Origin of the sequence: Vibrio fluvialis (assembly GCF_900460245.1) — a bacterium.
GTDB classification, from domain to species: Bacteria; Pseudomonadota; Gammaproteobacteria; order Enterobacterales; family Vibrionaceae; genus Vibrio; species Vibrio fluvialis.
Genome location: NZ_UHIP01000002.1, coordinates 598,095 through 623,569, shown reverse-complemented (window position 1 = coordinate 623,569; position 25,475 = coordinate 598,095). Strand labels below are relative to the sequence as shown.

Annotated in this window: 18 protein-coding genes and 1 riboswitch; of the genes, 7 read left to right on the top strand and 11 right to left on the bottom strand. The window is 53.3% G+C overall.

The window, feature by feature from the left end:
• Positions 1-43 precede the first annotated feature (43 nt).
• The 9 genes from ribB to DYA43_RS17755 all read right to left on the bottom strand — a co-directional run bounded on the left by ribB (position 44) and on the right by DYA43_RS17755 (position 12,180).
• Positions 44-700: a 3,4-dihydroxy-2-butanone-4-phosphate synthase gene (gene ribB / locus DYA43_RS17795; RefSeq protein ID WP_061055281.1), complete on the bottom strand. Its 657-nt coding sequence runs from the start codon at positions 698-700 to the stop codon at positions 44-46.
• A gap of 112 nt (positions 701-812) precedes the next feature.
• A riboswitch (FMN riboswitch) is annotated at positions 813-953 on the bottom strand.
• Positions 954-1,079: 126 nt separating this feature from the next.
• Positions 1,080-2,510: a coniferyl aldehyde dehydrogenase gene (locus DYA43_RS17790; protein ID WP_061055280.1), complete on the bottom strand. Its 1,431-nt coding sequence runs from the start codon at positions 2,508-2,510 to the stop codon at positions 1,080-1,082.
• 13 nt (positions 2,511-2,523) lie between these two features.
• Positions 2,524-3,000 carry an Lrp/AsnC family transcriptional regulator gene (locus tag DYA43_RS17785; protein ID WP_020328715.1) on the bottom strand — a complete coding sequence of 159 codons (477 nt, stop codon included), beginning with the start codon at positions 2,998-3,000 and terminating at the stop codon, positions 2,524-2,526.
• A 147-nt stretch (positions 3,001-3,147) separates the two neighbouring features.
• On the bottom strand, positions 3,148-5,037 hold the full coding sequence (locus tag DYA43_RS17780; protein ID WP_061055279.1) for a methyl-accepting chemotaxis protein: 1,890 nt from the start codon (positions 5,035-5,037) through the stop codon (positions 3,148-3,150).
• Between the two features lie 198 nt (positions 5,038-5,235).
• Entirely contained in the window at positions 5,236-5,463 is a 228-nt protein-coding gene (locus DYA43_RS17775; RefSeq protein ID WP_020328712.1) for a hypothetical protein, read from the bottom strand.
• A gap of 214 nt (positions 5,464-5,677) precedes the next feature.
• The gene (putP, locus tag DYA43_RS17770; RefSeq protein ID WP_020328711.1) at positions 5,678-7,168 is read right to left on the bottom strand and encodes a sodium/proline symporter PutP; all 1,491 of its coding nucleotides are present in this window, start codon (positions 7,166-7,168) and stop codon (positions 5,678-5,680) included.
• Positions 7,169-7,240: 72 nt separating this feature from the next.
• Positions 7,241-7,939, bottom strand: coding sequence for an aldehyde dehydrogenase family protein (locus tag DYA43_RS17765; protein WP_020433195.1), 699 nt, complete (start codon positions 7,937-7,939; stop codon positions 7,241-7,243).
• 24 nt (positions 7,940-7,963) lie between these two features.
• The gene (gene putA / locus DYA43_RS17760) at positions 7,964-11,083 is read right to left on the bottom strand and encodes a bifunctional proline dehydrogenase/L-glutamate gamma-semialdehyde dehydrogenase PutA (RefSeq protein WP_047462282.1); all 3,120 of its coding nucleotides are present in this window, start codon (positions 11,081-11,083) and stop codon (positions 7,964-7,966) included.
• Between the two features lie 272 nt (positions 11,084-11,355).
• A complete protein-coding gene (locus tag DYA43_RS17755) occupies positions 11,356-12,180 on the bottom strand; it encodes an AraC family transcriptional regulator (protein ID WP_020433197.1) in 825 nt (274 codons plus the stop codon).
• A gap of 427 nt (positions 12,181-12,607) precedes the next feature.
• Here DYA43_RS17755 and DYA43_RS17750 point away from each other — a divergent pair, with 427 nt between their 5' ends.
• From DYA43_RS17750 to DYA43_RS17740, 3 genes are all read left to right on the top strand, one after another.
• A complete protein-coding gene (locus tag DYA43_RS17750) occupies positions 12,608-13,711 on the top strand; it encodes a PEGA domain-containing protein (protein ID WP_024373717.1) in 1,104 nt (367 codons plus the stop codon).
• 157 nt (positions 13,712-13,868) lie between these two features.
• Positions 13,869-15,689: an SUMF1/EgtB/PvdO family nonheme iron enzyme gene (locus tag DYA43_RS17745; protein ID WP_061056045.1), complete on the top strand. Its 1,821-nt coding sequence runs from the start codon at positions 13,869-13,871 to the stop codon at positions 15,687-15,689.
• 309 nt (positions 15,690-15,998) lie between these two features.
• Positions 15,999-16,718, top strand: coding sequence for a helix-turn-helix transcriptional regulator (locus DYA43_RS17740; RefSeq protein WP_020328703.1), 720 nt, complete (start codon positions 15,999-16,001; stop codon positions 16,716-16,718).
• 30 nt (positions 16,719-16,748) lie between these two features.
• Here the strand turns inward: DYA43_RS17740 and pdxH are convergent, their stop codons facing one another.
• On the bottom strand, positions 16,749-17,384 hold the full coding sequence (gene pdxH / locus DYA43_RS17735) for a pyridoxamine 5'-phosphate oxidase (RefSeq protein WP_020328702.1): 636 nt from the start codon (positions 17,382-17,384) through the stop codon (positions 16,749-16,751).
• Positions 17,385-17,604: 220 nt separating this feature from the next.
• On the opposite strand from pdxH, the gene DYA43_RS17730 reads away from it, so the two are divergent.
• The 4 genes from DYA43_RS17730 (at position 17,605) to DYA43_RS17715 (ending at position 23,753) form a co-directional block, all read left to right on the top strand.
• Positions 17,605-18,996: an HlyD family type I secretion periplasmic adaptor subunit gene (locus DYA43_RS17730; protein WP_020433912.1), complete on the top strand. Its 1,392-nt coding sequence runs from the start codon at positions 17,605-17,607 to the stop codon at positions 18,994-18,996.
• A 64-nt stretch (positions 18,997-19,060) separates the two neighbouring features.
• Positions 19,061-19,711 (top strand): transglutaminase-like cysteine peptidase, encoded by a 651-nt coding sequence (locus tag DYA43_RS17725; protein ID WP_202649984.1) that lies wholly within the window; start codon positions 19,061-19,063, stop codon positions 19,709-19,711.
• 5 nt (positions 19,712-19,716) lie between these two features.
• The gene (locus DYA43_RS17720) at positions 19,717-21,627 is read left to right on the top strand and encodes a bifunctional diguanylate cyclase/phosphodiesterase (RefSeq protein WP_061055548.1); all 1,911 of its coding nucleotides are present in this window, start codon (positions 19,717-19,719) and stop codon (positions 21,625-21,627) included.
• An 11-nt stretch (positions 21,628-21,638) separates the two neighbouring features.
• Positions 21,639-23,753: a type I secretion system permease/ATPase gene (locus DYA43_RS17715; protein ID WP_061056044.1), complete on the top strand. Its 2,115-nt coding sequence runs from the start codon at positions 21,639-21,641 to the stop codon at positions 23,751-23,753.
• A gap of 43 nt (positions 23,754-23,796) precedes the next feature.
• Here the strand turns inward: DYA43_RS17715 and DYA43_RS17710 are convergent, their stop codons facing one another.
• Positions 23,797-25,470, bottom strand: a complete 1,674-nt coding sequence (locus DYA43_RS17710; RefSeq protein ID WP_061056043.1) for a flagellar assembly protein A — start codon at positions 25,468-25,470, stop codon at positions 23,797-23,799.
• Positions 25,471-25,475 lie beyond the last annotated feature (5 nt).

The following is a 25,475-nucleotide window of genomic DNA, read 5'->3' as shown; positions in this document are numbered from 1 at the left end:
TAAAAAAGGCGCGAATCATCGCGCCTTTACAGTGTAAAGCGGCTTATGCCAATTTGAGATCAAACTGCATGCGGTACTGCACCATATCCTCAATGGTCAGAACTGGCATGTTGTGCAGCTTGCCAAATGCTACGATTTCAGGCGTTTTAGCCATCGTGCCGTCTGGATTGGTGACTTCGCACAGAACACCTGATGGCATCAGACCCGCCATCTGCATCAAATCCACCGTACCTTCGGTATGACCACGACGCGCCAACACGCCGCCTTTGCGTGCGCGCAGCGGGAACACATGTCCTGGGCGCGCTAAATCGTCAGGTTTCGCGTTCGGGTTGATCGCCGTTTTGATGGTGGTCACACGGTCTTTTGCAGAAACACCAGTAGTCACGCCGTGGCGCGCTTCGATGGTCACGGTAAACGCAGTTTGGTTTTTGCTGTCGTTCACTTGCACCATGGGTGGCAGTTCCAGCTTGTTGGCCTGTTCATCGGTCAGACACAGACAGACGATGCCGCTGCATTCACGGATCATCAGTGCCATTTGTTCCGCGGTCAGCGTTTCTGCTGAGTAGATGATGTCGCCTTCGTTTTCACGATCTTCATCGTCGAGCAGCAACACACCGCGGCCTTCGCGCAGCGCTTGCAGTGCATTTTCAACACGGGTGATTGGGCCGCCGAATTCGGCAAGTAGCGATAACTGATTCATGGTTACTCCTAATAATGACCAGAATCAGGGCTGTTATGAGGGATCAAAAGCCAAAACCAAGTGCACCAAATCCTAGGCGTGAGGGAACCTCAAACCGTCAGGCTGGTGTGTTTGTCATTCTCTCTCATCCGGACTGTAACCGTCGGCTCTGGCGTCTCACCAGATCTGCTGACCTCGACGAATCGAGCGCTCGTGGGCTCACCCTGTTGGGTATACCACCGGTGGGGAATTTCGCCCCGCCCTGAGAATACGTTAAAAATAGTAAGCCGCTACGTTCAGCATAGCGGCCTGAGGTATGGTAGTGCTTTCATCGACGATTGAAAAGCACCCGTGGCGCAAATGGTGTAAAAAGCGCCGCTTCTCAATCAAAGCGAGCGATTTAACGCAGAACGAAGCGTCCGAGCAACTTGAGCCACAGCTTGCGATGGTTAAGTAACCAGCGGCTACGTGGCAGTTTGCTGAAGGAATGCAACACGGTTTTGGCATGTGAAAACGTCTGGAATCCTTCAAGGCCGTGATAATGTCCCATCCCCGATTCCCCCAAACCGCCAAACGGCGCATCATCGGCCGCGACGTGCAACAGGGTGTCATTAATCGCCACACCGCCACTGTGGGTGCGTTTAAGCACATAATCGATGATGTCCTGATCGTCACTCATCACATACAGCGCCAGCGGTCGCGCCTGCGCATTGACGCGTTCGATGGCTTCTTCAATGGTGCGGTAACCGACTAACGGCAAAATAGGACCGAAGATCTCTTCTTGCATCACTCGCATCTGATCCGTCACTTTGCTCACCAGTTGTGGCGCCATCTGACGCTCAGCCAAGTCAAGTGTACCAGTCAGCGAGCTTACCTCAGCGCCTTGCTGACGTGCATCATCCAGCAGCGCCTGCAGCCTTTGATGCTGCGCCTGATTAATGATGTGTGTGCAATCGAGTTTGCCCTGCTTGCTGACAAAACGTTTGGCAAAGCGGCGTAAATAGAGTTCGGTAAAAGGGGCCACCTGCGCTTCTGGCAGCATCACATAATCGGGTGCAACACAGATCTGGCCGCTGTTGGTGGCCTTGCCCAACATGATGTTGTCTACCGCACGTGGAAGATCGGCATCGGGCGCGATGATGACCGGGGATTTGCCCCCTAACTCCAGCGTAACTGGCGTGAGATTGTGCGCAGCGGCAATGGCCACTTTGCGCCCAACCGCCGTGGAACCAGTAAACAGAAGATGCTGGAATGGCAAGGCACTGAAAGCCGCGGCAATCTCCGCCTCTCCTTCCACGCATTGGGCGATATCGCCCAGTGACGCCACAATACGTCGCAGCACCAGATTGGCCTGCGGCGTGTGTTCACTGAGCTTTATCATGACCTGGTTGCCAGCTGCGACCGCGGTCACCAGCGGTGCCAGGCTCAGCACCACCGGAAAATTCCACGGCACAATAATGCCGACCACTCCCAGCGGCTGATAGCGCACACAAACGCGCGAGGGCGCCAGAATCAGCCCCGCTTTACGTCGCTGCGGTTTCATCCAGCGTTTGAGAGATTTGAGGGTGTAATCGAGATGACTGACTGCTGGCACGATGTCGCACAGCAAACTGTCAAAACGGCTGCGATAACCAAAGTCACGGCTCAGGGCCTCCACTAAAGCATTCTGCTCGGTGAGCAGTGCCTGCTTGAGCGCCACCAGACGCTGCTGGCGTTTTTCCAATGAAGGGGACGGGTCGTTGGCAAACTGAATGGCTAAACGACCAAACTGAGCGGATAACAGTGCCTCCTCACTAAGAGGTTCGGTGACCACATCGGCTAACTGCGCCATAGTCTCTCCAAAGTTACAGGTTGTGAAGCAGCTCCGGGTTGATGCCAAAGCTGGTCTTATGTTCTTCAATCACAAACTCGCTGCGAGTCTGGATCACGCCCGGTAGGGTACCCAATTTCCCTGACATAAACGCCTGATAGGCCTTCATGTCTTTAACACGTACTTTAATCATGGTGTCGAAATCCCCGGACAGCGAATAACACTCTTCGATTTCCGGCACATCGCGCACCGCTTCAGCAAAGCGTTCAAAAATTGAAAAGCTGGTCTGGTCAAGACGGATATGAATGAATACCTGAACGTCCAATCCGAGTTTTTCCGCGTTCAACTCCGCATGATAGCCTTTGATGTAGCCCTCTTTTTCCAGCCGTTTCACCCGGTCTGAACAAGGGGATGTGGTGAGATTGACCATCTTGGCCAGTTCCACCACTGGCAAACGTCCTTTGTCGTGCAGAATGCGCAGAATTTGTTGGTCTACCCGGTCTAAATGCATAATGTTCGAATTCCCTGTGAGACATCATTTGCGACATACAATACTGACTAATCCGCTCAGGAAGAAACGTTTCAATACGGGTTGTGATTGCGTTCACAGTGAAAAAATAAAGGGCATCGTCAGATGCCCTTAGTTGTTTACGGTAAATCAAAGTCTGAAGCGGGAAATTTCCTGATCCAACTCCTGCGCCAGATTGTGCAGCTCTTTGGCCTGCTGCACCGCATCCTGAGCGTCGCTCGCTAGCGCGTCACTCACTTCGCGCACCGACTCCGTGTTGCCGTTAATGTCTGCCGTTACCAAGGATTGCTCCTCTGCCGCCGAAGCAATTTGTGTCGCCATGTCGCTGATCAGTTGAATCGCTTCACTGATCGCCTGCAGGCTTTCCCCCGTTTGATTGACATCGCTGACACTGGTTTCTACCAGCTTATGGCTTTCAGTCATCACCGACACCGCATTTGAAGTCACTTTCTGCAAACCGGCGATCTTGGTCTGAATTTCTTCTGTTGAGGCATGAGTACGCTGCGACAGCACGCGAACTTCATCCGCCACCACCGCAAAACCGCGCCCCTGCTCGCCTGCCCGCGCAGCTTCAATCGCAGCGTTGAGCGCCAATAGGTTGGTTTGCTCAGCAATCGCACGGATGGTGGACAAAATGGTTGAGATTTCGTTGGCATGCTCTTCCAGCTCGCCAATGATGTTGACCGCGCCCGTCAGCTCTTGAGCCAACTGGTCAATCGAGTGCTTACTCTGCTGCATTTGCTGGTAACCCTGCGCGCCGAGCTCAACCGATTGGTTGGCATTTTTCGCCGTGTTGTCAGCATTGCCGGCAATTTCCGCCGTCGCAGAGGCCATTTCAGTCACCGCTGTCGCCACCATGGTGATCTCATCTTGCTGGGTACGGATGCGCTCGCTGCGCTGACCTGCTGCGCGCGCGGCATGGTTCGCCCCTTCGTTCAGAGCAACCGATACATCACGCACGTTTTTCACCATCACGTGCAGGCGATCGACGAACTTATTGAACTTATCCGCCAACATGCCCACTTCATCGTCACTTTTAACGGTCAGACGGCGGGTCAAATCGCCATCACCTTCAGCGATATCTCCCAGTGCCGCAGCGATGTTGCTCAGCTCATTCAGTTGACGTGCCACAAACCACGAGGTGGCTAAGGCCATGATCAACAGAATCACCAGACCAATCAGGGTTTGTGTCATCAGCATCTGATTTAACGGCTGCTCCAGCACGGCTTTATCCATCACCATCACCAGCATCCAGTCGGTATTGTCGATGCTTTGTGCCATCAGCAGCTTGTCCTTGCCGTCAATCGACATCGGCAGCAGATGGTGATCATTAGCCGCCCCCTGCAGCGCGGCTATGCTCAAGCCAGAGGCGATATCCTGAGTCGGTTTGAGGATCAGGTCTTTGTTCGGGTGAGCAACAATTTTGCCTTTCTGATTGACCAGAATGGCGTAACCTTTGCCCGGAACTTCAATCGCCAGTACGTCTTCAATCAACTTATTCAGTGCCAGGTTGGACGCCGCTACGCCGATAAACTGGCCATCGACGCGTACAGGCTCTGTCAGCGTCACCACCAGCGTCTGCATGGTCACACTCACATACGGTTCCGTTGTGGTCGGCTTGCCTGCGGCTTTGGCTTCTTTGTACCAGCCGCGCTCGCGTGGGTCGTAACCCGCTTTGTTAAGGGAAGGATCCTGACGGAACATCTCTCCTTGCTCGTTACCGTAGTAACTCAGGCCAAATGAACCGGACTCGAGGGTTTGGCGCAGATGTGGCACCAAATCAAGATTCGGATTGCGTTCAATTTCTTCGCGCAACCCTTTCAGAGCATGCTGTTTGGTGGCAAACCAGTCACCGATCCCCTTGGCATGCGCCTGCAGCGTATTGCGGCTTTCACTTTCGATGGCACGCCAACTGTCTTGCTGGAAGGTTTTATAACCCGCGACCACCAATGCGATTGCGGTCAGCGCGATCGCAATCACCACAGAGAAAACCATTTTTCTCTTTAAACTTAACTGCATGAATGGGACTCCTTCGTCGTATCCACAGGTGAATTCCCTACAGATTAGCTGAACGAAGAGAGATTACCTTGCGAAAGTTCCCATTACGGGACAAGAAGTCGGCTGTTGCATCAAATCGGTGATCTGCTGCCCATTGTGTTGAAGAGACAAATAAAAAACTCCCGTGACAACCACGGGAGTCATCAAACTGACACGAACTTAAATCACTCTGGCTCGAGAGAAATCAGCCGCTGATAAATCGGATTGTTGATTACAAACGCGGCAGAAACCCTGTTTCTCCATTTTGTAATAATGCTCACCGTGCATCAGTGCAGCCATGAATTGCTGAAAACCCTGCCAACCCGTCGTCGGTTCCGTCTGACAACGCCTCATTACAACTTTGTGCGGTGTGGTTTTTCGACAACAGTTGCAATACGCTTCTGGCATGGTGGGTCCCCCTGTTTGAGCCTTTCTATTGACAATTGACGCATTTTGAATCGGTTGGTTCCATTGTCCCAAACTTTAGTTTTAAGTTTGTGACTGGGATTCAAAAAATAACACCCACTTTCGAGTGAGTTTCTGCTATTGCATTGCCATGACACAAGCACGAAAAAGCCCCACATTGGTGGGGCTTTGTTCAGTTATGCAAACTGTTTGTCAGTTAGTCCAGCTCAACAAGATGCTTCTTGAAGGTAAGGTGCTGCTTCTTCACTGCTTCTTCAGGTTCACCCGTCAGCAGGCTAACCGCAACAATCGCGATGGTCGAGAAGATGATTCCCGGTACGATTTCGTACACGTCATACCAACCACCTGATAGCTGTTTCCACACGACGATAGTGATACCGCCGATCACGATACCCGCCAACGCGCCGTTACGGTTCATGCGCGACCAGTACAGGCTCAGTACCAGTGCCGGACCAAATGCCGCACCAAAACCTGCCCATGCGTAAGACACCAGACCCAGAACCGAGCTGTCTGGCGTCATTGCCAGGATCAGCGCAATAATAGAGATGATGATGACCGCCGCACGGCCAACACGCACGATCTCTTCTGACGTCGCATCTTTCTTATACACTTGCTTGTAGAAGTCTTCGGCCAGTGCAGAAGAAGAAACCAGCAGCTGAGAGTCCGCCGTACTCATGATTGCCGCCAGAATCGCTGCCAGCAGAATACCTGCCATCACTGGGTGGAAAATCGCGTTCACCAACAGCATGAAGATTTTCTCGCCGTCGTCCAGCTGGATAGAACCGTCGTTGGTCACGTAAATCAGACCAACCAGACCCACCAGCATCGCGCCCGCCATTGACAGACCTGTCCAGATAACCGCAATGCGGCGTGCTGTGGTCAGATCTTTGTTCGAACGAGTTGCTTTGAAACGCGCCAGGATGTGTGGCTGACCAAAGTAACCCAGACCCCACGCAACCAGCGAGACGATCGCCACCGCAGACAGCGGCTGGCCTTTCACGTCATTCCACATGGTCAGCAGTTGTGGGTTAATTGCCAAAAGATCGTTGTCCAGCTTAGTGAAACCACCATTCATGGCTGCGATAGGTACGATCATCAGTGCCGCTGCCATCAGCAGACCTTGCACCAAGTCGGTCCAGGATACCGCCAGGAAGCCGCCGAACAATGTGTAAGAAACCACACACACCGTACCCACGATAACTGCTGTGCTGTAATCCAGACCGAAGACTGTTTCAAACAGTTTACCGCCTGCCACCAGACCCGAGCTGGTGTAGAAAAGGAAAAACAGAAGAATGAAAAACGCTGAAATCGTTTGAATCAGTTTTGAATTGTCGTTGAAACGACGAGACAGGAATTCAGGCAGCGTCAGTGCGTCAGTGGTAATGCTGTAGGTGCGCAGACGCTTAGCTGTGATCAGCCAGTTTGCCCAGGTACCCACCAGCAGGCCACCCGCCAGCCAGAACGCTTCAATACCGGCCGCGTATGCGTAACCCGGCAGACCAAGCAGCAGCCAGCCACTCATGTCAGATGCACCCGCAGAAAGCGCTGCAGGCCATGGGCCTAAAGAACGGCCGCCCAAAAAGTAATCAGCTGAGTTTTTCGTTCGCTGATATGCATAGACCCCAATCGCCAACATCAAAATGAGGTAGACGATAAATGTGGTCGTAATAGCAAAGCTATTTTCCATTGATGTGTCCTCTTATATACGATCGCCTTCCATGTCCCCCCACAAGGTGCGGGGGGAGAACTACAGAAAGGATTAGTGGGCCTCGTTCCCAAGCTCAAGCAAGGTCGCGTTACCACCCACTGCTGTTATATTTATTGTGCGCGTACGTTCGGTAATAAAACGCAGCGATAAGTGTGGATCATTCGCCACCGGGAGTGCGGCAAAATCCGTTTCAGACACCAGGCTAACAATTGCGCCTGAGCGTTTGGCTAATTGACGGTTGATTGTGCGTTCAACCGACGTATTACCGACATAACCCATGCAGCGAATATCCGATTCCATCAATTGATGATAGGCGTCGAACGTTGCAAACTGCAGCAGGTTAGCCGGGAGCGTTGACTGCTCGTAAGCAGCCGACAGAGCGGACGTCAGCTCAGCATCGTCACTGCAGAATACGACGCTGTTGCCTGCGACCAGCGCAGCACACAATTGAGCTGCGACCGCCAGTTTTGCTTCATTACTGCTGTCATCCTGAACGATGAGGGCAACACCGCGCCCTGCAGTATAAAGCTCGTTGGTTTCTCCAGTGGGTCCAACTAATTGGTGCGGTTGCGCCAATAAAGCTGAAGCCTGTTGAAGTTGGTAAGAAATCACTTTTGCCAATGCTGGCATAGCGCTCTCTAAATTGTGTTTCAATGACAGCAGTGCCTCACATTTTGAGTCAAAGCCAGTCAGATTCCAGTTTTCCCAAGCCGAAAAAGCGTCAGAAAAACGAGTTACTTGATGCACCATAGTTAGTCTCCTTCGCTGAACGGATTAGCTGTACTGAACTTGAGTGAAACGGTACAGGTAGTGTGGACCACCTGCTTTTGGTCCGGTGCCGGACAGGCCCTGACCACCAAACGGCTGCACACCGACGACCGCACCAACTTGGTCACGGTTGATGTAGCAGTTACCCACACGCGCGTGTTTTTCAATCCAGCGATAGGTCGTTTCGTTACGGCTGTGGATCCCCATGGTCAGACCAAAACCGGTATCGTTGATTTGCTGAACCACCTGCGCCAATTCACTCGCTTTGAAGCGAACGATGTGCAGGATTGGGCCAAACTGCTCTTCGGTCAGGCAGTCGATACCCGAGATTTCAAACGCAGTCGGCGCAACGAAATCACCGTGTTCACACACCTCGCCCAGTTCCAGCTGTGCCACTTTCTTCTGCGTTTTGGTCATGCGTTCGATGTGCTCAAGCAGACCTTGCTTAGCTTTCGCATCGATCACCGGACCCACATCCGTGTTGTGCAGATAAGGAGTACCGACAGAAAGCTCCTGCATCGCGCCCTGAATCAGGGTAATGATGCGATCGGCAACGTCTTGCTGAACAAACAGCACACGCAGTGCTGAACAACGCTGACCCGCCGACGCAAAGGCAGAGCGCAGAACGTCACGCACCACTTGCTCAGGCAGGGCTGTACTGTCCACGATCATCGCGTTCTGACCACCAGTCTCCGCGATAAACGGCACAGGATCAGCATCGCGCTCAGCCAACGTTTGGTTGATGCGCTGGGCTGTCGCAGTGGAACCCGTAAACGCCACACCAGCAATGGCCGCGTGTGACGTCAACGCCGTACCGATTTGCGAACCGCGACCAGGCAGTAACTGAATCACGCCGCCAGGGAAACCCGCTTCCAGCATCAGTTCGACAGCGCGCGCTGCGATCAGGCTGGTTTGTTCTGCAGGTTTGGCCACGACGGTGTTACCCGCAACCAGTGCGGCACTGATTTGGCCTAGGAAAATCGCCAGCGGGAAGTTCCACGGACTGATACATACGAATACACCGCGGCCCTGACGAGCAACCTGACGGCTCTGACCATCAAAGCCCTCTACCGAGAACTCGCCCAGTGTGTCTACGCGTTTGGCGTAGTAACGACAGAAGTCGACCGCTTCGCGCACTTCATCAATGCTGTCGTGAATGGTTTTACCCGCTTCCTGATGACAAATTGCCACCAGTTCAGCCAGATTGGCTTCCAGCAGGTCCGCCAGTTTGTCCAGTTTCTCAGCACGCGCTTGTGCCGGAGCTTGGTTCCACTCAGCAAATGCAGCATGTGCGGTTTCGATCGCTGCGGAAACATGATCATGGCTAGCATGGAAAACCTGGCCCACTTCGATGCGACGATCATACGGCGCTTTAACCAGTTCTGGCTGGCCAGCTGCCTTGATCATGCTTTCGAACTGAATCTCGCCGTTAATGATCGGCGATGCTTCCCATTGTTTGCTCAGGAACGCATTGACCTGCTCTTCGAATGGCTTCGCTTCACTCTCGATGTCGATGTTGACACCGTAGGAGTTGCTGCGCTCAGCAAAAATGCGTGAAGGCAGAGGAATCTTGGTGTTATTCAACGTATCGAACGCCAGCAACATGTCCACCGGATGTTGAGTCAACGTGCTGATTGGGCAGCGCGCATCCACCAGACGGTGTACGAATGAGCTGTTCGCGCCGTTTTCCAGCAGACGACGAACCAGATACGGCAGCAGATCTTTGTGGCTACCCACGGGTGCGTAAATACGCACAGATTGCTTGTATGCCGCCATGACGTGGTTGTAGAGCGCATCGCCCATACCGTGCAGGCGCTGGAATTCAAAGTCTTTGTGCTGCGCCATCACCGCGATTGCGGTTACGGTCTGCGCATTGTGGCTGGCAAATTGTGGGAACAGATTGCCGCGCACGCTTTCGCTCAGCAGGAAGCGGGCACACGCCAGGTAAGAAACATCGGTCGCTTCTTTGCGGGTGTAAACCGGATAACCGGTGTAACCGCTCTGCTGTGACCATTTGATTTCGCTGTCCCAGTAAGCGCCTTTTACCAGACGCACCGGAATCAAATCGCCCTGCTCTTTCGCCAGTGCAGTCAGCCAAACCAGGACTGGCAGGGCACGTTTTGAGTACGCCTGCACCACCAGACCAAATTTGCCCCAGCCTTTCACTTTCTCGCTGCGGTAAACTTTTTCAAACAGTTCCAGTGACAGTTCCAGACGATCCGCTTCTTCTGCGTCGATCGTGATCGCCACATCCAGCTCCATCGCACGATCCAGCAGTTGGATCAGCGTGCTGTACAGCTCAGTCATTACGCGGTCGCGGTTTGCCACTTCATAACGCGGGTGCAGCGCGGAAAGTTTGATCGATACTGATGGTGCCGGGCTGGTGTCCAAACCGTATTTGTCGCGGCCAACCGCTTCAATCGCCATCAGGTAATCTTTGAAATATTTGTTCGCGTCTGCCGTGGTCAGCGCCGCTTCACCCAACATATCAAATGAGTAGGTGTAGCCTTTATCGCGCATCGGACGACCGTTTTTCTGCGCTTCGGCAATGGTGCGACCCAGAACGAACTGGTGACCCATGATCTTCATCGCCTGATGCATCGCTTTACGAATCACCGGCTCACTCAGCTTGTTCACCAAGCGGTTTACCGCTTGAATCGGGCTGGTGCCTTCTGCATCGGCCAGACCAATCACTTTACCGGTCAGCATCAAACCCCAGGTGGACGCGTTAACGAACACCGAATCTGAGCTCTTCAGGTGAGATTTCCAGTCTGCCACGCCCAAGCGGTCACGAATGAACGCGTCAGCGGTTTCAGTATCCGGAATACGCATCAGCGCTTCAGCCAGACACATCAGAAGAATGCCTTCCTGAGTATCCAAACTGTACTCAAGAAGCAGGGCGTCGATCATCTGAATCGACTTTTTGTCCTTACGAATTGCTTCGATAAGTTCAGTGGTTTTGACGGCCATCGACGATTTTTCTGCATCGCTTGGGGTCGCCAAAGGTAAAAGCTGCTCTAGCCATTGGGATTCGTCCACCATGTAAAGTGGCGAGATCTTTGACCACAGCTTGCTAAGCGGCTGCTCAACAAACTCTGCTTTCAACACATCTGTTGCTGTAAACATGCGTTTTCCTCAATCTCACACCCGAGATTCAATTGGGTCGGGTTTCCTACAATGGCTGGCAGTGTATTTTGAGCGCGTGAAGAATACTTGTCAAAAACTCCGAGCTTTTTGCCAAAAACTCGGTTTTTTAACAAAGCAAAAACAGAATCACATCAATTTAGATAAAATAAAATGCTGTTCATTTACCAATTTTCGCAAATAAATAACCCGAGAGTGCGCAAACAGTCTCGGGTTATAGAATAATTCTCATTAAAATTCGCGATAATCAGCGTTTAGTTGCGGCACATTTTTTTGTACTGAGAAGGAGAGACCCCTTGCAGGCGAGAAAAGGTGTGGGTAAAGGTACTCTGGTTGGAGAATCCGCTCAGTTCGGCAATCTGGCCAAGCGTCAATCGTCCCTGTTCAATCATCAGTTTAGCCATATCAACACGCTTGCCGAGCACATACTGGTGCGGCGTAATGCCCATCTGCTCTTTAAACAGCATATGAAACTGGCTCTCGCCGAGAAACACGCTGCCCGCGAGCTGTGCGACGGAAATGCGGCTGCTGATGTGCTGTTCGATGTAGCGATCGATCGCCTCCAGATCAAATCGCGACTCACGGCGATGAGTTTCGAAGGCGGAAATATGACGCTGCAACAAAGCAAGCACCGTGTCACTGCAAGCCCGGCTTAGCAGCATATCTTCCGGGCTGTTCTGCATTTCCTGCACCAACATCTGCACCAGTTTCTGGATCTGACCATCCAGCTGGAAATAGACATCGGCGTTAGAAAGATCGTTGATCTTCTGCAACATCAAAGGATCATCGTTGCTCGGCAGTGGCATGTTCAGTACCAGAATATCCGACTGACCAATGATGCCGCCAAATGCGTGATCGGATCCGGACGTCACCACGCAGCCCTGCCCCGGGCCGACGATATTCCCCATCCCACTGACTTCAAATTCAGCCTGACCTTTTAAGCCGATAACAATCTGGGTATAGCTGTGATCGTGACAGTGCATGTGGGAAGGCAAGGTCACCAACTCTGCCGGACGAGGCGACAAAAGTTTGGCTCTTTGCTCTAAAATGGACGGATTGTGAGAAGATAATGTACTCATACTGGTTTCACCTCACGATGACAGACCTGCATGGTATAACAATTTCGCGTCGAGCGAAATTACCCGCCACTCAAGATGCGTTATAGAAAACCATGTGCATAATTGTGCTGGCCCGGCATGAAATTCCGGCCAAATTCACACTTCGGAACAATGATCAAGTGCACATAAATTACGGTCAATGTGTATTCAATTGAAAAACGTCAAACCAGATCAGAAATCGGTGCTTGCATATTTCGATAATCTGCTCAAAATGGAGCTTGAGAAATAGAAGACTCACAAAATCAGTGGCCTATTGTCCAGATTTTGTGATTTTATTGTAATAGAAATAGCTTTTGCATTATGTAAACCAGCGTATCCATCGCGCTGTCAAAAGTTTGTCTTTTCCCACTGACCTCAGTGGAACCACATCAATTTGTTGCAGGGACCTATGATCAGACATCGCCTCCCAGCGCTACTGCTTGCGCTAAGCCCTATTTGGGTATCTGCATCGGTGTACGCGGATGAAGTTACACAGGTTGATCCTGTTACCGCTATCGATGAGAAAATCAGTACAAAACAGAGCGAGATCGATTCCATCGCGTCTGAGTACGACGCCGAAGGCTCTAAGCTTCAACAGCTGAAAAACGAACAAAGTCGTTTACAGCGTGAAAGCGATGAGTTGGATGCGAAACGTAACCGAGCTAAGTCGGCACTGGACAAACAATATAGCCGCCTTCTTGAAGATCCAGATACAGACTTAGTGACTTTCCAGAAGAAATATCAGGAAAGCTGGAGCGCGGTGAAAGAGAATCAGTCTGAAGCACTGACGAACGATCAGGCCATTACCGAAAGCGAAATGCGTCTGTCACAAATCAAGCAGAAGCAAGCACGTCTTAAAACCGAATTTGCCAACTTGGAAGAAAGCAAAATCGAAGCGCGCGTAAAACGTCTGGATGCGGAACTGCGCGAAAGCGATGTGTTGGAAACCAGCTACAAAACAGCGTGTTCTACCACGATGACGCTGGGTGAATGTTCAAGCCAGGGTCAACATCTGACGAAACAGAAAGCAGTGAAAACGTTCCGCGCCAAACTGCTGGATAACCTGACTGAGTCCGTGATTGCCAAGCAGAATCTCAACGGTGTGGAACTGAACATTCACGTTCAGGAAAGCCAGATCATCCGCAGCGGCTTTGAAGGCAACAACGAATACTTTACGCAAATGCAGGCTCAGCTACAGGCAAAACCAGAGGCAGTGGCTGCATGTAAACTGCTGAACGTCTCAAGCCGCTACTGTCTGAAAGGCTCTTCTGATGAGCAAACGACCAAGAAAGACAAGCAGTGGGCGAATGTCACTGTACGTTCTGATCAGTACAACGATTCAGTCACCATCAACGGCATCAACTACGGCAGCACGCCAGTCGAAATCGTGCTACCAGCAGGCCGTCATCAGGTGACAGTTGCCAAAGACGGTTATGAAACTTACAACCGCGTGATTACCGTCAATGGTAATGACACGGTTTGGGTGAAGCTTCGCCCGAACAAAGACAGCTAATCATCCCTTGCGGCTCTGATTTGGTGTCGAATTTCACAAAGCTGTCGTTTAAACGCCATTTTGTCACTAAGTTATTGAAAGATGACTTCTGACAAAATGGCGTTTTCGTTTAGAATGCTGACAGGTTTTTTCAAACATTTAACTGAAGTAGACAACCATGCGACAAGGTTTACCCGCTCTGTTATTCGCACTCTCGCCATGCTTACTGGCAGTGCCCGCGATAGCTGAAGACACGGCACCCGCCACTGTTATGGCTATCGATGATGCACTGTTTAGCAAGCAATCAGAGTTGCAGGACGCTAAAAAGGCTACCCAGACTCAGCAAACCGCTGTTGATAATCAGCAAGCTGAACTGGATCGCCTGAATAAACAAACGCAAAGCTTGGACGCGGCGCTGAAGACAGCCAAAGCGAACCTCGAGCGTGATTACCAGAAAATGATTGATGAGCCAGAGCTGGATATTACAGGCTCTCAGAATGCCTATCAGGCAGCCTGGTCAGACATCAAACAGAATCAGAAAGCACGTTTGGAAGCCGAGCAGAAACTGCAGGAGCAGCAGGCAGCACTTGCTCAGACCAAATCTGCGCAGCAGGTGATTGAGCAGAGTATTGTCAAGCTTGATCAAGACAAACTGCGCGCACGGGTTGAACGTCTGCGTTCTGAGCTCAATCGCACTGGTGAGCAAAAAGTCAGCTTCACCAACGCGTGTAGCGCCGATATGACGTTGGCGCAATGTGCCAAACAGACCACAGATCTGGCGTTACAGAAAGCCGTGAAACAGTTCCAGGCTTGGCTGATTGATGAAACCAGCGAAGCGGCGGTAGTAAAACAGCATCTGGCTGACGTGTCGCTCAATATCCACGTACTCAAACACACAACGACAGATTCTGGCTTCTATGACGGCAGCAAGTTTAAAACCGTTATCGACACGCAACTGGATGCCCGCCCGGCAGAAAACACCCCCTGTAAGCTGCTGAATGTCGATTCACAATACTGTTTTGCGCCGGGTGAAAACGCTCAGACCAGCAAGCAAAAAGAAGTGGCGTGGGTGAACCTGGCCATTCGTTCGAATCAGTACAACGACAAAGTGTCGGTTGATGGTGTCAGCTACGGCAGCACTCCGGTCGAAATCATGCTGCCGGTTGGCAATCACATGATCACGGTGGAAAAAGAAGGCTACCGTTCATTCCATCAGGAACTGAGCATCAATTCCGATCACACCTTACGTGCGGTGCTGCGCGAGCAGGCCAACATTCTTAAGCAGGGCTTTAAGTTTGCTGACTCGCTGAAAGGCAACATCAAGGCTCCGGAAATGATCACGTTAGTTAGCGGAGAATACCTGCTGGGTGAAAACGCATCGCGTCAGGTTCTCCTTGATCATGCTTTCGCAGTCAGCGCGACACCGATTACTGTCGGTGAGTTTGAAACCTTCGTCAATCAGACTGGCTACCAAACCGATGCTGAGCTGCAAAACGTTTGTATCGCAGTCAACAATTCCGAAGTAACGCCGATTCCAGACAGCTACTGGCGCAACCCAGGCTTTAAACAATCGGCGCAATCTCCGGCCGTGTGTATCAGTCAGAACGATGCCAACGCGTATACGCATTGGCTATCAAAACAAACCGGCTTTACCTACCGTCTGCCTAGTGAAGATGAGTGGGAAGTAGCCGCCCGTTCCGGCAGCAAAACCAGTTACTGGTGGGGTGATAACTTCGGCAGCGGTCAGGCCAACACGGGCTGGGGTGGCACACCTTGGTCAAACAAGAGCACATCACCAGTCCGCTCATTTGAACCGAACCGCCTAGGTTTTTATGACGTGGTCGGCAACGTTTGGCAGTGGACCAATGATGCGCGCGGTTTAGCAAAAGGTGGCGCCTGGAGTTTCTCTCCGGAAATGGCCAAAGCAGAAAGCGAGTTGTTTATTTCGCCGTCTGCGGCCGCGAACTATGTCGGTTTTCGCATACTTCGCGAACTTTAACTGCAGGTTTTTCTCAAAAGGGGGGATTTCCCCCTTTTGCGTTTCTGGCCGCTTCAATATAGTTAGCTCAAGCATTAGGTAACACCTAATGCCCGGTATCTTATTGATACCTCTGTGTTTTCAGCAGACCCTCGCTGAAATCATGGAACCTCTTCTACACGTCGACAAGATATGTTTCTTGTATTTATTGCCAGCCCGTCTTCAGGCTGGCTTTTTTTCGTCCTTTTCCCCGAAAATCACTGCATTTCGTTGCTTACAACCGTATTGCTGCTTGATATCATAAGTCGCGTTGTACTTGAGGAAATATGTGTGTCTACTCATCTGACTGCCGAACAAATCTTACTGTTTAAACAATTGCCCGGTTATTGGGGCTGCAAAGACTTAAACTCGGTGTTTGTCTACGCGAATGATGCGTATGGTGAGCTGATCGGTGTCGATTCCGCCGAAGAGTGTGTCGGTCGCACCGATTTCGAAATGCCAAGCCCAACGGTCGCCTGTGCCGGGGATTTTCAGGAACAGGATCGCTATGTGATGGAAACCGGGCGCTCACTCAAGGTCCTCGATATACACCCCTATCCCGATGGCCGCTGGCATGCCCACATTTTTACCAAAAGCCCATGGCGCGATGCCGAAGGCAGGATTCAGGGCACCATTTTCTACGGCCAGGATCTGACGGACACGGCGATTTTAGAAGTGGGACACTGGGTATGCCGGGCGACGGGCCTGACATCGCCCTTCAAAACATCCAACAGCCACAACACAACCCAACTACCGAAACTGACAACTCGTGAATCTGAGACGCTGTTTCTGATGCTGTATGGCAAAAAACCACAGCACATTGCGCGCGTGATGGGAATTTCAATCAAGACCGTCGAAGGTTATGAAGCGCGATTGCGCAATAAGTTTGGTGCTCACAGCAAAGAAAACTTGCTCGATTTGGCGCTGGATTTGGGTTTTGGTTCGGTGATTCCGAAAACGCTGCTCAAAACGCAGTTGTCGGTGGTGCTGAAAAACGAACACGCCGCATAAAGCGGCGTGTCTTGGTGTCATCTTCGCAGATTAAGGCGCCAGGCGATCCACATCCCAGCCAGCATCCGCTTTGCTGTAAATAAAGCGGTCATGCAAACGGTGTTCACCGCCCTGCCAAAATTCAATGCTTGACGGCCTGATACGGAATCCACCCCAGAAGCTCGGTACCGGAATTTCACCTTTCGCGAATTTCTGTTTCAGTTCCAGATACTTACCTTCCAACACACCGCGAGCAGAAATACGGCTGCTCTGATGGCTGGCAATCGCTGCGATCTGGCTCTCTTTGGGACGAGAGGTGAAGTACTTCATGTTCTCCAGCGCACTCAGCTTTTCTGCCGTGCCAGTGATGTGTACCTGACGCTCAAGCGGATGCCAAGGGAAATGCAGGCTCACTTTGCTGTTGTGCTGAATATGCTGCGCTTTGCGGCTGCCGAGATTGGTATAAAACACAAAGCCGTCTTTATCGACGTTTTTCAGCAACACGATTCGTTGAAATGGCTGGCCAGTTTCATCCACCGTGGCCACGGTCATTGCGGTCGGGTCTGTTAACTTGGCATCAATCGCCTGTTGCAGCCAAAGGTTGAACTGATCAATCGGGTCAGCAAGCAAATCCTTTCTGCGTAAACCACCTTGAATGTATTCGCGGCGAATATCTGAAAGATCCATTTCTACTCCTCATTATTTTTTGCCGATTGTGCGCTTATACGCCTCAGAACTCAAGCCGCAAGCCGCCAAAAAGCGCACGCGCTCTATCTCTCATAACTGTTAATTTTCGGATACTTATTCGGCCAGCCATCACAGCGAGGAATAAGAAAACGTCTAAACTGTAATGACAAGTCTCGGCGACTTGCCGTCTCGTTTTTTCTCACACACGCAGGATCGCGCCATGAGTCAACGCAGTTATCACCAGCTCTCGCCCGGCGAACTTGAATTTGTCGACGACCAGACCGCCGCGCTGCTGCTCAACACCCCGAGCAGTGCCCGCATTATGTTGTGGGTGATGGTGCTGTTTTTTATCCTGGCGGGCGCGTGGGCTTCGTGGGCACAAATCGACAAGGTGACCGTCGGCCAGGGTAAAGTGGTGCCCTCGTCGCAGATTCAGGTGGTGCAGAACCTCGAAGGCGGGCTGGTGAAACAGATTCTGGTGCGCGAGGGGGAGCAGGTGAAAAAAGGTCAACAACTGCTGCTGATTGACGACACCCGCTTTCGCTCTGATTACCGCGAGCGTGAGCAGCAGGTGGCCAACCTGACCGCCAGCGTGTTGCAGCTCTCAGCCTCGATTGCCAGTGTGGTGGTCAATGAAGAGTTCACTGAAGCCGAGTGGGAAAAGAGCGTGCGCATCGATTACACCAAGCTGGCGTTTCCGCCAGCGCTGGTTGAGTCGCAGCCAGACCTGGTGGAGCGTCAGCGCGCGCAGTACCGTCAGGATTTGGATAACCTGCGCAACCAACTGTCGGTGATTTCCCAGCAGGTGAAGCAGAAGCAGCAGGATTTGGTGGAGATTCAGGCCCGGGTGGTGAACCTGCGCCAGAGCTACAGCTACGCCAACAAGGAGCTGGAAATCACCAAACCGCTGGCGGATGAAGGCGTGGTGCCGCGCATTGAGCTGCTCAAGCTGCAGCGTCAGGTCAACGACACCCGCCGCGACCTCACCTCCAGTGAGCTCAAAGTGCCGGTGCTGAAATCCGCGCTGCGCGAATCGATGCTGAGCCGCATTGATGCGGCGCTCAAGTTCCGCTCCCAGCAGCAGGATGCGCTCAATCAGACTCAGGACAAGCTCTCTGCGATGACCGAATCCACCGTGGGACTGGAAGACCGGGTCAACCGCACCGTGGTGGTCTCGCCGGTGACCGGCACCATCAAAACCCTGTACGTCAACACCGTCGGCGGCGTGATTCAGCCGGGGATGGACATCGTGGAAATCGTGCCGACCGAAGATACCTTGTTGGTGGAAGCGCAAATTGCGCCGCAGGACATCGCTTTTCTGCGCCCTGACCTGCCGGCGATTGTCAAATTCAGCGCGTACGATTTCACCAAATACGGCGGGCTGGAAGGCACGCTGGAGCACATCAGCGCCGACACCTCACAAGATGAGGACGGCAACAGTTTTTATCTGGTGCGGGTGCGCACCAAAGAGACGTCCCTCGGTCATGATGCCAGCCTGCCGATTATTCCCGGCATGACCGCTTCGGTGGACATCATCACCGGCAAACGGACCGTGCTGGACTACTTACTTAAGCCCATCCTCAGCGCCAAAGACAACGCGCTGCGGGAATGATGGAGAAGCGGCAAGCTCATGAGACGGATGACCGGACGTGACCCGACATAGCGTAAAGCGCGGGCTGATACTGCTGGCCGTGCTGACGGTGTCGTCGCTCGCCGGAGCCCTCAATACCCAGGAGCAGCAGTGGGTGGATGCAGTGAGCGCCACCTACGGACCGCGTGCGGGCAAACGGGTCGCCACCTGGCGCAGCGAGATGGCGCGTTATCGCTCGCTGCCGGAGCGTGAGCAGCTCACCGAGGTCAACCGCTTCTTCAACCAGCTCTATTTCGTCAACGACGATGTGCTGTGGGGCAAAACCGATTACTGGGCGACGCCGCTGGAGTTTCTCGGCAGCAACGCCGGCGACTGTGAAGACTTCACCATCGCCAAATATTTTTCACTGCTGGAGCTTGGGGTCTCGGACAAGAAGCTGCGTCTGGTGTACGTCAAAGCCATTGAGCTGAATCAGTTTCACATGGTGCTGGCCTACTACGACACCCCGAGCGCCCAGCCGTTAATCCTGGACAACATCAACCCGCAAATCAAACCGGCGTCGCAGCGTCGGGACCTGCTGCCTATCTACAGCTTTAACGGTCAGCATCTGTGGTTGATGAAATCCAAAAACGGTGAGCTCGCGGGGAACGCTTCACGGCTCAGCCTGTGGAATGACTTACGTTCACGCGAGCGCTCGCTGAACCTGAATAAACCGTTGGTCAATTACGATGAGTAGGTAAGATGACACTATACAAACAACTGGTCGCCGGCATGGTCACGGTACTGATTCTGTTGATGATTTGCGTATTCATCATCGAATTTAAGACCACCCGCAACAACTTAGAGCAGCAACAGCGCTCAGAGGTGAGCAACACCATCAACACGGTGGGGCTGGCGCTGGCGCCGTATCTGGAGAACAAGGACACCGTGGCGGCCGAGTCGGTCATCAACGCGCTGTTTGACGGCAGCACCTATTCGGTGGTGCGCCTGCGGTTTCTGGACGACGACGCGGAGATTGTGCGCGCCTACCCCATCAAGCCGAGTCAGGTGCCGCAGTGGTTCACCAACCTCAACCTGTTTGAGCCCATCCATGACCGCCGCGTGGTGACCAGCGGCTGGCTGCAACTGGCGGAAGTGGAAATCGTCAGCCACCCGGGTGAGGCGTACGCGCAGCTGTGGCAGGCGCTCATCCGTCTGTGTCTGGCGTTCGGCTCGATTACGCTGGTAGGCCTGATGGCGATTGCGCTTATCGTGCGCCACGCGCTCAAGCCGCTGCAGATGATAGTGCAGAAGATGGCACAGATTGCCCGTAACCAGTTCGGCGACCCGTTGCCGCTGCCCGACACGCGCGATTTGACCGCGGTGGTCGAGGGCATCAACAGCATGTCGGCGCAGGTGGAGAAATACTTCAAAGCGCAGGCTCAGGAAGCGCAGATGCTGCGTGAGCGCGCCTACATCGACCCGGTGTCGCAACTGGGCAACCGCGCGTACTACATGAACCAGCTCAATGGCTGGCTGAGCGAGAACGCCGTGGGCGGCGTGGCCATTTTGCAGGCGCAGTTCATCAAAGAGCTCTACGAAGAGAAAGGCTACGAAGCGGGCGACGGCATGGTGCGCGATTTGGCCGCGCAGCTCAAAGCCACCGTCACCACGCCAAACGCCACCATTGCGCGCATCTCCACCGATGAATTCGGTTTGATTTTGCCCAATCTGGATGAGAGCGAGCTGCGTCTGGTGGCCGATGGCCTCATCAACGCCATTCAGGTGGTCAACCCTGACCCGACCGGCATGGCCGCGGCGGATGCGTCGCTGGGTGTGGTGCACAACAAAGAGAGCAAAACCTCAACCGAGATGCTCTCACTGCTGGATAACGCGGTGGCCACGTCCAAAGCCAATCCGGAGCTGAAGTACGGCTTTGTCACCAGTGCCACCCATCAGGTGGTGATGGGCAAACAGCAATGGAAAGCGCTGGTTGAAGAAGCGATTCATCACGACTGGGTCACCTTCCGCTTCCAGGCCGCCAACCACAGCGACGGCCAGACGTTCCACCGTGAAGTGTTCTCGGCGATTGAAAAAGACAACGTGCGCTACAGCGCCAACCAATACCTGTTTGCCTTAGAGCAGCTGCACGCCAGCCACCTGTTTGACCAGTACGTGTTGCAGGCGATGGTGGAGAAACTCGACGCCGGCGAGCTGACCGACACCCTCGCCATCAATATCGCGCAAAGCAGCATCGAGCAGCCGAGCTTCATTCGCTGGGTCACTCAGCTGCTCGCGCGCCACAAAACCGTGTGCGACAAACTGCATTTTGAAATTCCCGAGAGCTGCTTTGTCAACGCGCCCCATCACACCGCCCTGTTCTGTCATGCGGTGCGCAGCGCGGGCGCCGGCTTTGGGGTCGACAACTACGGCCGTAACTTCCAGTCGCTCGATTACATCAACGAGTTCCGTCCGGATTACGTCAAACTCGACTACCTCTTCACTCATCACCTGGATGACGAGAAACAGAAATTTACCCTCACCTCCATTTCGCGCACCGCGCACGATTTGGGCGTCACCACCATTGCGTCACGGGTCGAGACCCAAGTGCAGCTCGATTTTCTGTCGGAGCATTTTATCGATGTGTTCCAAGGTTTTATTGTGGATAGATAAGGATGCGCGGAATGCAAGACACGCTGCTCAATGCCCTGATATACGTCAGCCGTTATTACGGCCTCGCCAATTCGCCGGAGGCGCTGGTCAACGGCCTGCCGCTCTCCGACGGTAAGCTGACGCCCTTCTTATTCCCGCGCGCTGCCGAGCGGGCGGGTCTGGTCGCCAAAGAGAACCGCTCAGCGCTCCAGGCCATTCCGCATCTGGTGTTTCCGGTGGTGCTGCTGCTCAAAAGCGGCGAAGCGTGCGTGCTGAGCAGCATCAACGAAGAGAAGCAGGAAGCGGAAATCGTCACCGCCGAATCGGGCATGGTACCGGTCGCCTACCCGCTGGCAGAGCTCACCGAGCGCTACATCGGCCGCTACTTCATGGTCAAAAAGCAGTTTCGCTTTGATGAACGCTCACCGGAAGTGCTCAAGACCCGCCACGGTCACTGGTTCTGGGGCACCATCTGGCAGTCAAAACGCATCTACCGCGACGTTCTGGTGGCCTCAGTTCTGATTAACCTGTTTGCCATCGCCGCGCCGATGTTCACCCGTCTGGTGTACGACAAAGTGGTACCCAACCTCGCGTTTGAGACCCTGTGGGTGCTGGCCAGCGGCGTGTTCATCATCTTCTTGTTTGATTTGACCCTCAAGCTGCTGCGCAACTACTTCATCGACGTGGCGGGGAAAAAGTCCGACATTCTGATTTCCTCTAAACTGTTTGCCAAAGTGATGGGCATTCGTATGGAGTCGCGCCCGCCGTCGGTCGGCGCCTTTGCGCGTCACCTGCAGGAGTTTGAGTCAATTCGCGAGTTCTTTACCTCAGCGACCATCGCCTCTCTGATTGACCTGCCGTTTGCGCTGCTGTTTCTGACCCTGATTTGGCTGATGGCTGGCAATCTGGTGCTGGTGCCGGTCGCCGGCGTGGTGATTCTGATTGTCTACTCGCTGCTGATTCAGGCACCGCTGCGCCGCGCGATTGAAGAAGGCTCGCGCCTCGCCTCGCAAAAGTACGCCAACCTGATTGAGAGCCTGGCGGGGCTTGAAACCCTCAAACTGTTCGGCGCGCAGAGCCAGTTTCAGTACCGCTGGGAAGAAGCGGTGGCGCACATGGCCAACTGGAACATCAAAAGCCGCCGCATCACCGACGGGATTCAGAACACCGCCGGCTTTGTCCAGCAATCGTCGAACGTCGGCATGATTATTCTCGGTGTCTACCTGATTGCCGAAGGCGACCTCACCATGGGCGGGCTGATTGCTGCCACCATGCTGAGCGGGCGCGCGATTGGGCCGCTGGTGCAGCTGTCGCTGCTCTCCACCCGCTACAATCAGGCCAAATCGTCGCTGACCATCATTGAGCAGGTGATGGCGATGCCCGACGAACAAGAAGAAGGCAAACGCTACATTCACCGCCCGATGATTCAGGGCAAGATTGAGCTCGATAAAGTGACCTTCCACTACCCGAACTCGCCGGTGGCCTCGATTCGTGACCTCAGTCTGACCATCAATCCGGGCGAGAAAGTCGCCATCATTGGTCGCATCGGCTCGGGCAAAACCACCTTAGAGCGCCTCATCATGGGCCTCTACCAGCCCACCGAAGGCCACGTGCGCATTGACGATACCGACATTCAGCAGCTGCACCACATTGATGTGCGGCGCAACATCGGCTGCGTGCCGCAAGAAAGCGTGCTGTTTTACGGCACCATTCGCGACAACATCACCCTCGGGCGCCCGCTGGCTGACGACCGCGACGTGATGGACGCTGCCAACCGCGCCGGCGTGACCGTGTTTACCCAACAAGATCCGGCAGGACTGGAGCGTCAGGTCGGCGAAGGCGGCCTGCTGCTCTCCGGCGGCCAGCGTCAGGCGGTCGCCATTGCCCGCGCCCTGCTTGGCCGTCCGCCCGTGCTGCTGATGGATGAGCCCACCAGCGCGATGGACAACCGCTCTGAGCTGCAAATCAAACATCAGCTCAGTCAGCTCACCCCGAGTGAGACACTGGTGCTCATCACCCACAAAACCACCATGCTGGATGTGGTCGACCGGGTGATTGTGATGGAGAAGGGCTGCATCATCGCCGACGGCCCGAAAGAGATGGTGCTCAATGACCTACGCCACGGCAAAGTGAGAGTGGTGCAGTAAGCCACAAAAAAGGGAGCCGAAGCTCCCTTTTTTTACGTATGAATCAGATACCGATGCCTTCTTCGTCGAGTTTCGACGACATCTGAATTTCGTACTGGTTAAAGGTAAACACCGAAGGTCCGTGGACACGTTTGGTGGTTACCCGCTCGTCACCATACTGAATCGTCACGTGAGTAAACACTTTCCCTTTGGCTTCCACCGTGTTGGTTTCCAGCATCTGCTCAAATTCTTCATTAAGCATTTCCAGCGCCATTTTGACCTTTTCCATTCGGTCTGAAGTTTGCGCTTTCTGCTCGTCAATGGTGTGTTCTTCTTCCTCGGTGCGCTGCGCTTTCGGCCGTTTTTTAAACTCCAGCTCACGGCGAATCACATCCATCGTCTCTTCCTGAGTGAGCTTGTATTGCTCTTTGTGTTTTGCGATACGCTCTTTGTACCAACCAAAACGGGCGAACGCCTCGATATTGGTTGCGGTATCGCCTTCCACCCCAAGGTTAAAGCAGACAATTTTCCCACCCACTTTGGCGCTACCGCCACTGAGCGTTCCTTGCTTTTCGGAGCCATCAAGCACAATCAGATCTGCGCCACAACGCACATCATTACTCATACTGTGGACAGCTAACTGAATGTTTTCCGAAGCTTGTAGCGCAGAATATTGCGCGTAGTTGGCTTTGATACTGCCGCCTGATTTGACCACGCAGCTCTTATCTTCACCATCCGTGACCGTGTGGCCGATGATGCCTTTACCGACTTCAATATCGCCTTGCGCCTGCACATCTGCCGATTCAACGAAACCGCCGATGGTCACCGACCCCGTCGCGCGCACGATCATGCCCGGTTCCACATCACCTGCGATCACCACACAACCTTTGAATTTCACGTGCCCGGTCGCGACGCTGACGTTGTTAAGACACAGCGCGTTATCAACATCGATGGTCTTGCCTTTGATGATCGGCATGCCGGATTGGCTGGCTAACAGAAGGTTGGGATCGTCAGGCGAGATGATGGTACCTTTCCCCGCGACCAGCGCGGAATCGTTACCCGGTTTGGGTGGAATAATCTTGCCTTGAACAGTGAAACCAGGTTCGCCTTTGGTCGCTGGCTTACGGCGCATCACGGCCTCGTTTTCACCGACCGTAATGGTTTCACCGAGGTTACGCATATCAATTTTTTCATTGCTTTTGCGTTCTTTGGGCGCCAGTACGCGCTTAGTCACATCATCCACCAGCGGAATAAACTGAGCATCCTGCCCCTGCACGGCTTCTTTGCCTTGCGCCACAGGTTGAGTGAAGATTTCGCCGGGCTTGAGTGTGTTGCTCATTAACAACACTTTTTTCAGCGCCAGCTTGTTGATGCCTTTAATGACGTGTGACTGAGCCAGCGCATGCACCAGTTCGCTGCCATGTAGTCCGCGGCCGCCGTATGCGCCCGTCACCACCATGCTGGCCAGCATATCCTGTTCACTGAGCACCACTTCAACCACGGCATTGCGCATTTCAGCAACCACAATCCCTTCGTAAGCCTCTCCCTTCAGCTCTCTGGCGCAATTAATAAACCGGGTCACCGAATCATCCAGCACCCGATATTTTCGCGCACCAATTTCCGCTAACGCTTCTGCTAATCCTGCTGCCGAGAACGTTTTGTCGATCTCCTTACCCGCAGGCAATTGAGCGACAACGCTTTTTTTGTTCTCAGAGAGAGTAATGAAATCCTTCCACATACTGC